This window comes from Proteiniphilum saccharofermentans, assembly GCF_900095135.1.
GTDB lineage: Bacteria > Bacteroidota > Bacteroidia > Bacteroidales > Dysgonomonadaceae > Proteiniphilum > Proteiniphilum saccharofermentans.
On record NZ_LT605205.1, the window covers coordinates 1,964,683 to 1,978,512 of the forward strand.

At 42.2% G+C, this 13,830-nt stretch carries 9 protein-coding genes; 8 read left to right on the forward strand and 1 reads right to left on the reverse strand.

Annotation, left to right across the window (positions count from 1 at the left end; genetic code table 11):
- The first annotated feature begins 177 nt into the window (after positions 1-177).
- From PSM36_RS07665 to PSM36_RS07695, 7 genes are all read left to right on the forward strand, one after another.
- Entirely contained in the window at positions 178-3,168 is a 2,991-nt protein-coding gene (locus tag PSM36_RS07665; protein WP_232001544.1) for a SusC/RagA family TonB-linked outer membrane protein, read from the forward strand.
- Between the two features lie 8 nt (positions 3,169-3,176).
- On the forward strand, positions 3,177-4,727 hold the full coding sequence (locus PSM36_RS07670) for a SusD/RagB family nutrient-binding outer membrane lipoprotein (RefSeq protein WP_076930402.1): 1,551 nt from the start codon (positions 3,177-3,179) through the stop codon (positions 4,725-4,727).
- A gap of 74 nt (positions 4,728-4,801) precedes the next feature.
- Complete coding sequence (locus PSM36_RS07675) at positions 4,802-5,569, forward strand: glucosamine-6-phosphate deaminase (RefSeq protein ID WP_019540486.1); 768 nt, start codon at positions 4,802-4,804, stop codon at positions 5,567-5,569.
- Positions 5,569-7,605 carry an alpha/beta hydrolase family protein gene (locus tag PSM36_RS07680; RefSeq protein WP_076930405.1) on the forward strand — a complete coding sequence of 679 codons (2,037 nt, stop codon included), beginning with the start codon at positions 5,569-5,571 and terminating at the stop codon, positions 7,603-7,605. Before PSM36_RS07675 ends, PSM36_RS07680 begins: the two co-directional genes overlap by 1 nt.
- 11 nt (positions 7,606-7,616) lie before the next feature.
- Positions 7,617-9,065 carry a Gfo/Idh/MocA family protein gene (locus PSM36_RS07685; RefSeq protein ID WP_076930407.1) on the forward strand — a complete coding sequence of 483 codons (1,449 nt, stop codon included), beginning with the start codon at positions 7,617-7,619 and terminating at the stop codon, positions 9,063-9,065.
- A gap of 29 nt (positions 9,066-9,094) precedes the next feature.
- Positions 9,095-10,444 carry a sugar MFS transporter gene (locus PSM36_RS07690; protein ID WP_076930409.1) on the forward strand — a complete coding sequence of 450 codons (1,350 nt, stop codon included), beginning with the start codon at positions 9,095-9,097 and terminating at the stop codon, positions 10,442-10,444.
- A 248-nt stretch (positions 10,445-10,692) separates the two neighbouring features.
- Positions 10,693-11,286: an RNA polymerase sigma factor gene (locus PSM36_RS07695; RefSeq protein ID WP_076930412.1), complete on the forward strand. Its 594-nt coding sequence runs from the start codon at positions 10,693-10,695 to the stop codon at positions 11,284-11,286.
- 86 nt (positions 11,287-11,372) lie between these two features.
- On the opposite strand, the gene PSM36_RS07700 is transcribed toward PSM36_RS07695, so the two are convergent.
- Entirely contained in the window at positions 11,373-12,266 is an 894-nt protein-coding gene (locus PSM36_RS07700) for a hypothetical protein (RefSeq protein ID WP_076930414.1), read from the reverse strand.
- A 441-nt stretch (positions 12,267-12,707) separates the two neighbouring features.
- Between PSM36_RS07700 and PSM36_RS07705 the strand changes: the two genes are divergently transcribed.
- Positions 12,708-13,727, forward strand: coding sequence for a hypothetical protein (locus PSM36_RS07705; protein WP_076930416.1), 1,020 nt, complete (start codon positions 12,708-12,710; stop codon positions 13,725-13,727).
- The last annotated feature ends 103 nt before the right edge of the window (positions 13,728-13,830 follow it).

The following is a 13,830-nucleotide window of genomic DNA, read 5'->3' on the forward strand; positions in this document are numbered from 1 at the left end:
ATTCGTAATAAGCCACTGATCTTTTCGTTAATTATCTTATAAGATGCCAGATCCAGCCTCTATCTTTGTGAATACAATCACAAATTTAAATACATACCTATGGAACGAATAATTCGGAAATTGTTTTTGATAAGTACATGTCTCTTATTTTTGTCAATCCCTATTTATAGTCAAGACATGTCTACCAGACAGGGAGTTGTTACCGATAAGGTAACGAAAGAAACCTTACCCGGTGTTCAGGCTATTGTGAAAGGCACAACCAGAGGAGGAGTGACTGATGTGGACGGAGTTTTTAAAATTGAAGCAAATAATGGCGATTATCTGGTATTTAGTATGCTCGGTTATGAATCTGAGGAAATCCTTATAGGGAACGAAACTTCTTTCAATATTGAATTGACCCCTACCACATACGACCTCGGAGAGGTAGTAGTTACCGCATTAGGGATTGAACGAAAGACCCGGACATTGTCCTATTCAACCCAACAAATAGAGGGTTCAATAGGAGAAATAAAGGACAACAGTTCTAATATCTTAAGCAGTTTATCGGGAAAAATATCGGGGGCGGTAATATCTACCGCGGCAACAGGGCCCGGTGCCGCTGCCCGTGTGGTGCTCAGGGGAAACCGATCCATCAGTGGAAACAATACCGCCCTGATCGTTATTGATGGTGTCCCGTATGATAATACGTCTTACGGTCAGGCTACGGGTACTACCTATAATTATGGGGGAAGTGACGGTGCGGTGAATATCAATCCCGATGATGTTGCCTCTATCAATGTCCTTAAAGGCCCTTCCGCAGCCGCATTGTATGGCAGCAGGGCAGCTAACGGAGCTATCATCATCACTACAAAACAAGGAAAAGAGGGTGGATTGAAGATAGATCTTAATAGCGGGATGTCGGTAGACCAGCCTCATTTACTAATCAACTTCCAGGATACATACGGCAGAGGTAACGGAGGGGTTGCAGCGGAAGGTGTAGGTGAAAGCTGGGGAGCAGCAGCTCAAACTTATCCGACCAATGTGAAAGACTTTTTCGAAACCGCTTATTCTTTTAATAATACAGTGAGCCTGTATGGAGGGACGGATATGATGCAGGGATTTGCTTCCTATACCAATAACTCGGTAGAGGGGATGATACCGGGTAATAAGCTGGAGAGGAATACAATGAACCTGAGAATAAATACTCAGTTTGATTCCAGACTCACGACCGATGCCAAGATTACATACGTAAATCAGAGAGTGAAAAATCGCCCGCGCCTGGGAGATGCCGGGACACCCATAGAGGCATATATCATGCCGAGGGATATGAGCGAGCAGGAGTTAAAAGATTATGAGACAATCAATCCGAATAATGGACAACCGGTACGAAAATACTGGACTACCTCTTCCATTTACGACAATCCATACTGGAGTACCAACAGGACGTCGGTAAACGAAGAGCGTAACCGTGTGACATTACTGGGCTCTGCCAAATATCAGTTGTTAGATTGGCTGAGTATCTTGGGGCGGGTGAGTTATGACCGGTATGATGATAAGATAGACGGTTCTTTTTACGATGGTACGGTTTCGTTAGGAGACGTAAAGGCAGGTGGTAAATATTACGAGACCAATTCACAATACTGGGAAAGGAACTTCGATTTTCTTCTGTCAGGGGAAAATACTATTGCAGAGCATATAAGCCTTAACTATAATCTGGGAACCAGCTTCTTAAAGAGAAAATATGCTACAGTGACGGATATGGCCAACGGGCTTTCTATTCCAAACAAGTTCAGCCTGACCGCGGCAACTACCCCGGCTTTTCAGGATGTAGGAGGATATACCCGGGCTTTGAATTCTGTATATGGTAACCTGCAAGTGGGGTTTAAATCCTATTTATTCATAGATGTGACCGGAAGAAACGACTGGTCGTCCACATTGCCTTCTCCTCACAGTTATTTTTATCCTTCCGTCGGTTTATCCGCCATTATATCTGATATGGTGAATATGCCTTCCTGGGTTAGCTTTGGGAAAATAAGGGCTTCTTATACACAAGTGGGGAATGATCCCGATCCTTATTTGCTGAAACAAAGATTCCTTTTTGCTTTGGGTGCCGGTCAAGGATTTATTTCACGGAATCAGATAAAATCAATTCAGGATTTGAAACCGGAAAAGACAAAATCATACGAAATCGGTCTGGACTGGCGTTTCTTAAATGGCCGTTTAGGTCTCGATGCGACTCTTTATAAGAGTAATACGATCAATCAGTTGCTGTATGTGGGTTTACCTATGGCCAGCGGGTTTAACAGGCGTTATATCAACGCCGGGAATATCGAGAACAGAGGGATAGAAATTCAATTGAACGCTACTCCCGTTGAAACGGAACACTTTACCTGGAACACCGGTGTCAATTTTTCAAGGAATATAAATAAAGTAATTGAATTGGCACCGAACACCACGCAGGTGAATATTACCGACAATACAAAATATGCCACGGTGATTGTTAAGGAAGGTAGTTCTTATGGTGATCTATATGGATGGGCATGGAAAAAAGATGCTGCTACAGGGAAATATGTAGTGGATGACAGAGGATTGCCGGTAGTAGAGTCCAATCAAAAACTGGGGAATTTTAATCCCGATGCTATGTTGGGATGGAGCAACCGGTTGGGATATAAAAATTTCAGCATTTCATTCCTGATCGATGCCCGTATCGGAGGAGAGATGGTTTCCGGAACCGATGCTTATCTTGCGGCCTATGGGGTTGCCGGTTACACGGAAAAATTCAGGGAAGGAGGCTTGGTCCTTGATGCCGTAAAGGCCGACGGTTCTGCCAATACTACTGCCATTACTTCCCAACAGTTGTGGACTACCGTTTCCCAGAACGGGCGTGATGCATGGGGTGATTTCTTTACCTATGATATGACCAATGTGCGTCTCAGGGAATTATCGGTCGGATATGATTTTCAATTAAAAGAAACCGCAATCGTTGAATCTGCATCGCTCTCCATTACAGGAAGAAATCTGCTATTCTTCTATAGAGGAAAATCGATAATGAACATTAACGGTATCGGCAAAAGAGATAATCCTACTGATCCGGATGCCTCTTTGGGCGCCGGAAATTATCAAGGGGTGGAATTGGGTTTGCCGCCACTGTCAAGGTCAATCGGTCTTAATATTAAATTAACTTTCTAATAATCAGTATGATGAAAAAATATATTTACAGTTATGTGATGTCTCTCATAATATTGATGGGATGTACGGGAGACTTTGAGGAAATGAATACGGATCCTAATAACCTGACGGAAGTGGGTCCACGCGAAATGCCGTTCATGTTTGCCAAAGCTCAATCATCATCGGCTTTAAACCGTAGTTTTTACCAAACTGTACAGAATCTGGGTGCGGACTTGTACGCCCAATATTTTGCACTGACAAGTACGTCTTTCTCCACTGACCGCTATGTGCTTGTTCCCGACTGGCAACGTCGTTTCTGGACCGTTGTCTATGTGGATACAGCTCCTCAACTGAAAGCCATTAAAGAAAATGCCGAGCCCGGTTCCGGAGAAGCCGCTTTGGCTGATATCCTATGGGTATATGCTTTTCACCGGTTAACCGATCATTTTGGCCCTGTTCCCTATTTTCAGGCTGCCGAACCGATTGAGGTAATTCCGTATGATTCTCAGGATAAGATATATGATGATTTTTTTATCCGTCTGGAGTCGGCCGTGAATATCCTCAGGCTACTGCCGGAAGGAACCACTGTCTTTAAGGGGTATGAACTGATGTATGACGGGGATATTAAGAAATGGATCGCTTTCGCCAATACACTGCGTCTTCGCCTGGCGTTACGCATATCGAAAGTAGATCCGGCCAGGGCTAAAACCGAAGCGGAGGCAGCTGTTGCGGCCGGTGTATTCTTGGATAATTCGCAAAATGCACTTCTGAAAAAGGCAGAACCGGGAAATGATACAAACGGCTTGTCACAGGTGGCAGCCTGGAATGAATTTGCAATGAGTTCTACCATAGCGTCCTATTTGAAAGGTTATGAAGATCCGCGTCTGGAGGTTTACTTCCAACCCAATGTGACGACCGGAACATATACCAGTGTAAGAAACGGGTTACCGGCAACCCTGTTGGGAAAACCGAGGAATACCCCTTCACAGAATTCTAATGTGGGAACTTATTGGGTGACACCCAAAAGTGATAAGACTTTTAACCCGAATCTTACAGCCCCGTTCCATGTGATGTGTGCGGCCGAAGCTTATTTCCTGAGAGCAGAAGGAGCTTTGAATGGATGGAATATGGCCGGGACAGCCGAAGAATTATACAATAAAGGTATAGAAACAAGTATGGAACAATGGGGAATTGGTTCGGACGATATTACCGGATATATCCAATCTGATAAGCAACCCATAGCTCCGGAGGATGACCAGGAATCGCCGGCAGTGGCATCCATTCCTGTAAAATGGAGTAACAATGTCGACGAACAACGTCAACAGATAGGAACCCAGAAGTGGTTGGCCATTTTTCCTGATGGTATGGAGGCCTGGGCGGAATTCAGAAGATCGGGATATCCCGTCATGTATCCGGTTTATCAATCGGACAACCCGCTGCTACCACAAGGAAGTTTTATCAAAAGATTACCGTTCCCGTTGACCGAAGAAGCGAATAATAAAGAAGAACTGGAAAAAGGAAAGGCTCTTCTGGACGGTCCCGACAATGTCGCAACCAACCTCTGGTGGGATGTGGACTAACCTGATAAGGTGATTGTCAACTTACAAGGAAGAAAGAAATATACTATACAAATTGATACATAATTGATTTAGAAATGACAATTGAAATTAAACAATTCAAAAAAGAAAATCTTGCAGTTCGTATTTTTACGGATGAGACTTCTGCCGGAAAGGGTAGTGCGGATTTTGTCGCCCAACATTTGAATAACGCGATTCAGGCCAAAGGGTATGCCACTCTGATTCTGGCTACAGGCGCTTCACAATTTGCCTTTATTGAGGCTCTCAAAACGCTTCAGGTCGATTGGAGTAAAATTACCGTATTCCATCTGGATGAATACAAAGGTCTGCCTGAAACACATCCGGCCAGTTTCAGAAAATACCTGAAAGAAAGAATCCTCGATATTGTAAAACCATTTCAGGTGCATTATATAAATGGTGATGCAAAAGATATTGACCGGGAAATAGCCGGATATGAAGAGCTACTGAAAGCTGCCACTGTGGATGTTGCCTGTATCGGCATCGGGGAGAATGGACATATTGCCTTTAATGATCCTGAAGTAGCAGATTTTAATGATCCTGCGCTGGTGAAAATAGTCCAACTGGATGATATCTCACGCCGGCAGCAGTTGGGAGAGGGATGGTTCTCCACTCTTGAAGAGGTGCCGAAAGAGGCGATCAGCCTGACAATTCCCGCTATCATGCGTTGTAAAGTAATCAGTTGTATGGTGCCGGATAAGCGAAAAGCCAATGCCGTGTATAATACACTGAATGCTGAAATATCGACTGCATGCCCGGCGACGATCTTAAGAAGGCATCCTCATACAGTATTGTTTTTGGATAAAGACTCTGCCTCTCAGTTATAATGAAGTCAAAGCTGTTTGTTCTGCTGTTTATCGTTATATTCAGCAAAGGTATACGGGGACAAAATGATCTCCCGTATATCTTTACCGATAATAAAAATAACGATTTGATAAGCTTTTCTTTTAAGAGAGAAGCAGCAAAAGCTTATAATCTGTTACAGGTTCCACAAAGTAAGGATGAATGGAATACACGGAGAGAAAAGCTAAAGGAGGCTATTCTTGCACATGCGAGAGTTTCCTATAATCATGATTTGCCTTTAGAGTATAGTGAGACAGCTATATATAAAAAAGGAGAATTTCTTGTTAAAAATATTTTCTTTCAGACACGACCTGATCTGTTTGCTACGGCTAACTTATATATTCCCGAAGGAAAGGGTCCCTTTCCTGCTGTAGTTGTAGCAATGGGACATTCACGCAACGGGAAACTGTTTCATGAATATCAGGCATTAGGACAAACATTAGCCATGAATGGTTATGTAGCAATAGCTATTGATCCCTGGGGAGCCGGGGAGCGGACCACTGTTCACGGTGAGTTCGAATATCACGGGGCTAATCTGGGTGCGTCCCTCTTGAATGTGGGAGAGACCTTAATGGGAGTGCAGATTACGGACAATATGCGGGCTGTCGATCTGCTCTCCTCTCTCCCTTTTGTGGATAGCAAAAATATTGGAGCAACAGGGGCGAGTGGGGGAGGTAATCAGGTAATGTGGCTTGCTGCAATGGATGAGCGCATCAAAGCGGTCGTTCCGGTGGTAAGTGTGGGAACCTTTCAGTCGTATATATTGAATAGTAATTGCATCTGTGAAGCATTGGACGGAGGATTGACTTTCACCGAAGAATCGGCTGTATTAGGTCTTATTGCACCCCGGGCACTGAAAATCTGTAACGGATTGAGAGATTCGAATGCGGCATTTCATCCACGGGAAATGTTGAGAAGTTTCAATGGAGCAAAGACTATATACCGGTTTTATGATGCTGAAGAGAATCTCTCTTATCAGATATTTGATACACCTCATGGTTATTTCCCTGAAATGAGGGAGACTATGCTCGGATGGTTTGATCTACACTTGAAAAATAAGGGTACGGATACGCCGAAAAAAGAAAAACCGTTTGCGCCATTGCCTGAATCTGAATTAATGGTTTTTCCCAAAGGGCAACGCCCGGAAGAGATTGTCTCTACCGCAGAGTACTGCTTTAATCAAGGATCACTTCTGAGAGCAAAGATGCTGTCGGATACCAGTATGAATATCCGGGAGAAAAAAGAGGAGTTAAAACGAATAGTAAGAATATCGGATAATTATGACCTGAAGAATGTTCACCAATTCTCAAATGTAAATAATTGGGAACGGTATGTGTTGGAAACAACAACCGGAGATCTTATCCCCTTGTTGCTATATTTCCCTAATAAGAGCAGCCGTGAATACGTTTTAATTGCTAATTCAAAAGGAAAGGATTGGATTGATACCGATTTGATTGATGGACTTATAGCACGGGGAACCGGTATCTGTATTGTAGATCTGTGGGGTATTGGAGAGAGCGCTTCTTCCGAGGCTAAACATATTGACGGATCGTTACCGGAATTTCATACTTTATTCCGTTCTGCATTATGGTTAAACCAAACCATGCAAGGAATTTGGATCGGCCAGTTGGATATTGTTTTGAATTGGCTTGTCAACTCACATCAGATAAAAGAAATCACTATTGATGCCGATAGGGAATTAGCTGTAGCAAGTGTATTGTCTTCTGTCCTTGGGAATAAGGCTGATAAATTAATTCTCAGGGAAATGCCATTGAGTTATTTATTTGATAAATCCGGTGATATCAATTATTTTTCCATGGCTGTCCATATTCCTGACTTTTTACTCTGGGGAGATATGTCGCTTGCAGTTGCAATGTCCGGTAAAGATATTACCTTTATTGATCCGGTAACCATTTCCGGAAGGGAGTTAAGCTGTAAAGAAATTGAAGCGTTCAGAACTGAAGTCAATCACTTCAGTCCACACTTGGAGAAGCGTTCGGAGGTTCATTTTCTAAAATAATATATTTCGCCATGCAAATTAATAGAAGAAATTTCTTTAAAATAGCAGGAGCTGCAACCGTATCGGCCATGTTACCGGCCAAGGGGCTAAGTAGTGGAATACCTGCTGACATTCAACAATCGGACAAGTCCTTAAAAAAAATATACAGCGAAGCGTATAAGAAACATCCTCAGAAATTTAATATGTGCGGGTATGCTGCTCCTAAACTGGAAACCGTCAGAGTTGGTTTTGTGGGCGTCGGATCGAGGGGAACCGCTGCCGTAGAGAGGATGAGCCGTATTGACGGAGTCAGGATTGTTGCCATCTGCGACGTATTGACCGAGCATGCAGAGAAAGCAAAAGCGCGTATTCTGACACCGGGACATCCGGCCATTGTCTATTCAGGAAAAGAAGATACCTGGATGGAGATGTGCCGAAGGGAAGATATCGACCTTATATATGTGGCCACTCCCTGGGAATTGCATGCCCCGATCGGGATCTATTCCATGAGGCAGGGTAAGCATGTCGCATTGGAAATCCCTGCTGCAACTACAGTAGAAGATTGCTGGCAATTAGTAGAGACCTCTGAACATACAAAAAAGCATTGTGTGATCCTGGAGAACTGCTGCTATGATTTTTTTGAATTACTTACCCTGAATCTGGCACGTAATGGATTTTTTGGTGAGATAGTGCATGCCGAAGGAGGATATATTCATGAAATAGGGGAAAGCTTGTTCTTCAGGGGGAAACCCGGACGCAGTTGGCGCTTAAATGAAAATATGAAAAGAAATGGAAATCTCTATCCGACACATGGATTGGGACCTGTGGCACAAATCATGGATATCAACCGGGGAAACCGGATGGAGTATATGGTGTCGATGTCTTCTGATGACTTTTTAATGAATAAATATGCCAAAGAGTTGTCACAGAAAGAAGATTACTTTAAACAGTTCGAAGGTGCCCCATTCCGGGGGAACATGAATAATTCGATCATAAAAACGGTAAAAGGACAAACGATCCTTATTCAGCACGATATCACCACACCCCGGCCTTACTCCCGATTGCATACCATAAGCGGGACAAAAGCAACAGCGCAGAAATATCCCCTCCCTCCCCGTCTATCCATAGCTGAGAATCACCAGGAATGGTTGTCTGAGGAGAAATTCAGGGAAATTGAACTGCAATATAATCCCCCTATCATAGAGAAGATGCAGGATATTGCCAAAGAGATTGGGGGGCACGGAGGAATGGATTTTCTGATGGACTGGAGATTGATTGACTGTTTAAGGAACAGTTTGCCCGTGGATATGGATGTATACGATGCTGCGTCATGGAGTGTCATTGGTCCGTTAAGCGAATGGTCGGTAGCCAACCGCTCGGCACCGATCGATATCCCGGATTTTACGAATGGAGCCTGGAAAACAAATCAACCCCATGATATCTCTTTAAAGGACGGAGGAACTACGGGTGTTATCGTATAAAGACAATTTTTTGAAATAATACTTCCTTAATGAATAAAAAAGTTTTTTATACCTCGATGGGTATCCTGGCCGTTATGTATTTTGTTTTCGGCCTGGTATCATGGGTGAATGCAATCCTTATTCCTTACTTCAAGATAGCTCTTGAACTGACACATTTTCAGTCATATTTCGTTACTTTTGCCTTTTATATCGCCTATTTTGTGATGGCAATTCCATCGGGATTGTTATTAAACAGAGTGGGGTATAAAAAAGGGATTATGTACGGATTCATATTCCTCTCATTGGGCGCCCTCATTTTTGTCCCGGCAGCACTTATGCGACAATATGCCGTTTTTCTTGCAGGATTGTATTGCCTCGGGACAGGGCTTGCCATTCTTCAAACGGCAGCAAACCCTTACGTCACCATAGTCGGACCGATCGATAGCGCAGCACAGCGAATGAGCGTGATGGGAATCTTCAACAAGTCCGCAGGTATCATTGCTCCTTTGCTTTTTGCAGCGGTAGTGTTCAAATCGACTGATGACAGCACCTTTGCATTACTTGAAGCAGGAACGCTCTCCGAAACAGAGAAAAATATTATTCTGCAGGAATTGATCAGGAGGGTAATTATGCCCTATTCCATCCTTGCCGCTCTTTTGCTATTAACAGGTATCGGCATAAGATATTCAGTATTGCCGGAGATAGAAGAAAAAGAGGATGAACCCAAAGAGGAGAATAATACTTTATCTGTTGTAAATCCGTCAAAGAAGTCTCTTTTGGATTATCCTTATCTCATCTTTGGAGCCATCGCGATTTTCCTGCATGTAGGTACGCAAGTGGTGGCGATAGATACTATTATCAATTATGCCGGGTCGATGGGGATCGGCCTGCTGGATGCAAAGTTCTTTCCGTCTTACACGCTTATATGCACCATTATCGGTTATTTGCTGGGTATCTTGCTTATTCCCCGGTTTGTTTCGCAAAAGACGGCTTTACAGTTTTGTACCGCACTCGGGCTACTCCTTTCTTTAGGGGTAGTACTTGCCAACCATACTGTTTCACTGTTCGGGCATACGGCAAACATCTCGATATGGTTCTTAGCCTCGATAGGATTTCCTAATGCATTGATCTATGCCGGTATCTGGCCCTTGTCGATCCATAACTTAGGGAAATTAACCAAAACGGGCTCTTCCCTTTTGATCATGGGATTAAGCGGGAATGCCATCCTGCCACTGATTTATGGTGCGATAGGAGATCACTATGGCTTGAGAGCAGGCTACTGGGTTCTGATTCCGTGCTTTATTTATTTGGTATGGTTTGCTTTTCACGGACATACGATTAATTATTGGAAAAGAGAAAAAAGAATACAAAATGAAAAGATTGATAATAGAGAAGGGTAGGTTATTTTCCCGCTATATAGCGGAAGTATTGTTGACAAACGTGGAATTTCATCTCTAATTATTTGGTAATTATATTTTTTTTATTTTTCTTTGTTTTAATAAATTTCCTCGTTTGTTGACATCGTGAGTACAGTTTATCTTTAACTCATTTAGCTAACGCAAACGCTGGTAAGAACAAACACTAAAATCATTTGCCTATAAGTCCTCTTTACTCAATTGAACTTACATAACAATTAAGAAGTAAAGCAATGGATACTTTCTGCATGATGACCGATGAAGAATTGGTCGTTTCGTATGCCGACGGCAATGACTATGCGTTTGATCTGCTCCTCAACCGGCATAAACAATCTCTTTACGCTTATATCTTCTATACTGTCCGTGACCAGGGACTGGCCGAAGATATCTTTCAGGATACTTTCTTCAAAGCTATCACAACTATCAGGCAGGGCAGATACACTGAAACAGGCAAATTCAAAGCATGGATTACACGTATTGCCCATAATCTGATAATCGATTATTTCCGTCAGAGAAAGAATGAAAATACCGTCTCCAATGATGCTTACGAGGTCGATCTGTTGAACAATCCCTCCCTGTGTGACGATACCGTAGAGATGAAAATGGTGAAAACTCAGGTGCTCGACGATGTGAAGAAACTGATCGACTTTTTACCTGTTGAACAACGTGAAGTACTGGAGATGCGATATTATGGGGATTTAAGTTTTAAGGAGATTGCTGATGTCACCGGTGTAAGCATCAATACCGCTCTTGGACGTATGCGCTATGCTATTCTCAACATGCGTAAACTGGCCACTGACCACAAAATGATCTTAACAATTAATTGATGGTCTTACTGATACGATGCATCTTCCGGACAAATTGCTGAGACCATTGTTATCGTGCCCAATACTTATCGTTCCCGGGCAATGATTTATCGTCCAGGCCTGAAGAGTAATTCCAGTTTGGGTTGTGGGCGCATTTTCCCGGAGAACATATCGCGCATCCATATCATACCGGCTTCCACACCCATGGTGGGTTTGAACCAGTGCTCCACAGAACCCCCGTAGTAAGGAGCGTTCATCATTGGTAACATCGGCATGTCTGACTTGTTACTGTTTTGTAATACAGGCATCCCTCCATAAGCGTTGAGATACCAGTCATCGTTAAGCCGGTAGCGACCGTGAAGGTCGATCATTACAGCCGATTGGTTGAGAGAGAAATCATTTCTAGCCGTCTTCATATAGGTCAACCCTCCATCGAACATCAGGTTACGATTCACCTGGTAGCTGGCATCAATTCCTGCATTCCAGAGAGGCATCACATCGAAATTGGAGTTATAGCCACCGCTGACGCCCATCGTCAACGCAGGATTGATCGCATAGCGGGCCCCTGCATCCAATATATAGTAATAGCCTTTACCGAAGAAAGGAGTCTCCACCATACCGATGGTAGCCGATGAATGTAATAGCAGGTTGGAAGTTGGCATTGTTGTAGCAATGGCCGTGCGACTCTTGCTATTGATGAAATCAGATGCGGCTCCGTGCCAGTGAATCTGGGGGAAGTTAGTTTCTTTATCCGAATGTTGTGGCTCCAGGGTGAACCGTTGGTAAGGAGTAAATTGCGGCAGAAGATTTTCTGCCGGATTCAGTCGGGGTAATCTTAACGGAAGCTGGCCGGATCTGAGAGAGTCGGCCTGTTTTGGCAATCCACCGGCGATTCCGGTTTTCAAATCCAGACTATCCGGTTTCACCGGGATATCCTGTGCAAAACTTTTCGTCTGAACGAAGAAAAGGATCATCAGAAACGGAATATAAAAATGTTTCATATCGCTTGCGGAGTTAAGAGTTATCCTATTGGAACAAAGATAATAAAAAATTCAGGAAATCTTATTTTCAAATTTATCTCTATCCTTAATTTATTATTCAAATAAATATATTCCGAGTGCTATTGCGTAATATGTAAACAATCACTGCTTCTCATTTGTTGTATACGATCGGTTATCAATTTCTTTACTACATTGGGTATCTCATATGTCATTAATTAATTGAATGAATTAATACAATTTTATTTGGTGATCAGTGCTTTTTTATTTTCCTTTGTTATTGAAAAATAATAAATACTAAAAGCATTTTTCTAATGCTCTTTTTTTACAGGATATTAATTCTATAATGAAGTGCTAAATAAGGCTTGCATTTAAAAATGGTTCTTTGTCCAGGAAAAACACAGAGACTCCTTTGACAGTTAGCCATCTTTTTAATTTACGGACATGAAAAAAATCGGGATAATTTTTTTTCTTTTCTTTCATTTATTCTATTCGTGTGAATATGATAAAGATTTCATATATACGAATGAAATAACACCACCGGAAGATGACTTTAAAGTGGAGATAAATCTTTCCGATGTTAAACCAAACAGCACTCTATTTATTTACCAATACACCAAGGTCTCATTTGCCATTGACACAAAAGGACATGAAGTGCTCAATCAAACAATTACTATTGATGCCGATGCTTACATAGACAATAATAGTATTTATTTATATCCTTTAAACGATAATTCTGTCCGAAAACTGGTGTTCGATATAGAATTAAAAACCAATACAGGAAGTATTGCGGAGAAATTAGGTTATGAAAAGTATGTGGGCAGGTATGAATATGATGTGAAATTTGTCAAACTGGAAGAAGATTTTACTATCGACTTTCAGGGAGGGGTTTCAGACGAGGGATATTTACAATTACAGTGGAATGAGCCTGAATTTGACAATGCGACGTTTCAAAAATATGAACTTACTTTCTTCAATAGTATTACTGATAAGCAAGAAACTTATATTATCACTGATCCGAAGCAAACTGGTTTTATTGATAAAAATTATGTTTGGGGCTATCGTGCCTATCAACTTACCGTGCATTATAAGAATAATGATGTGAATTATACATCAGCGAGGGAGAGCTATTTTACGCCTGCTTATTATGGTTCAGGTGGTGCGACAAAATTTAGTTATCAATATATTGACCATGAATGGATGAATGTCTCCTGGAAATATACCGGTTATAAGTGTAAATATTTGCTGGAAGTTGATGGAGATGGTACAAAAATAGAATGTGATGAAAATAAAAGGAATGCAAAGATACAACGTTTCAGATTCCCAATAGATCCGCAAAGATTCAAGCTTTACGTCATACCTTATCATCTTCCGTATGAAGAATATAAGAAATGTCCCTTTATCGCTGCTGATTATAAGTCGGAGGATGAACGTTCCGTAGTAATTAAACCGCCTATGGCGTAGAATCTGGGGAGAGATGAGTACTATTTCATGGAAGACGGTCTGTTGAATATCTATTCTGTCTCCAATTTCAAGAAGAAAAGGGATTTATTGCTAAGACCTGTTT

What these genes read in the sequence shown, in the direction of transcription:
- PSM36_RS07695 (WP_076930412.1), top strand. Translation starts at nt 10,693, where the DNA reads ATGGATACTTTCTGCATGATGACCGATGAAGAATTGGTCGTTTCGTAT.
- PSM36_RS07680 (WP_076930405.1), top strand. Translation starts at nt 5,569, where the DNA reads ATGAAGTCAAAGCTGTTTGTTCTGCTGTTTATCGTTATATTCAGCAAA.
- PSM36_RS07705 (WP_076930416.1), top strand. Translation starts at nt 12,708, where the DNA reads ATGAAAAAAATCGGGATAATTTTTTTTCTTTTCTTTCATTTATTCTAT.
- PSM36_RS07670 (WP_076930402.1), top strand. Translation starts at nt 3,177, where the DNA reads ATGATGAAAAAATATATTTACAGTTATGTGATGTCTCTCATAATATTG.
- PSM36_RS07675 (WP_019540486.1), top strand. Translation starts at nt 4,802, where the DNA reads ATGACAATTGAAATTAAACAATTCAAAAAAGAAAATCTTGCAGTTCGT.
- PSM36_RS07665 (WP_232001544.1), top strand. Translation starts at nt 178, where the DNA reads ATGTCTACCAGACAGGGAGTTGTTACCGATAAGGTAACGAAAGAAACC.
- PSM36_RS07690 (WP_076930409.1), top strand. Translation starts at nt 9,095, where the DNA reads ATGAATAAAAAAGTTTTTTATACCTCGATGGGTATCCTGGCCGTTATG.
- PSM36_RS07700 (WP_076930414.1), bottom strand. Translation starts at nt 12,266, where the DNA reads ATGAAACATTTTTATATTCCGTTTCTGATGATCCTTTTCTTCGTTCAG.
- PSM36_RS07685 (WP_076930407.1), top strand. Translation starts at nt 7,617, where the DNA reads ATGCAAATTAATAGAAGAAATTTCTTTAAAATAGCAGGAGCTGCAACC.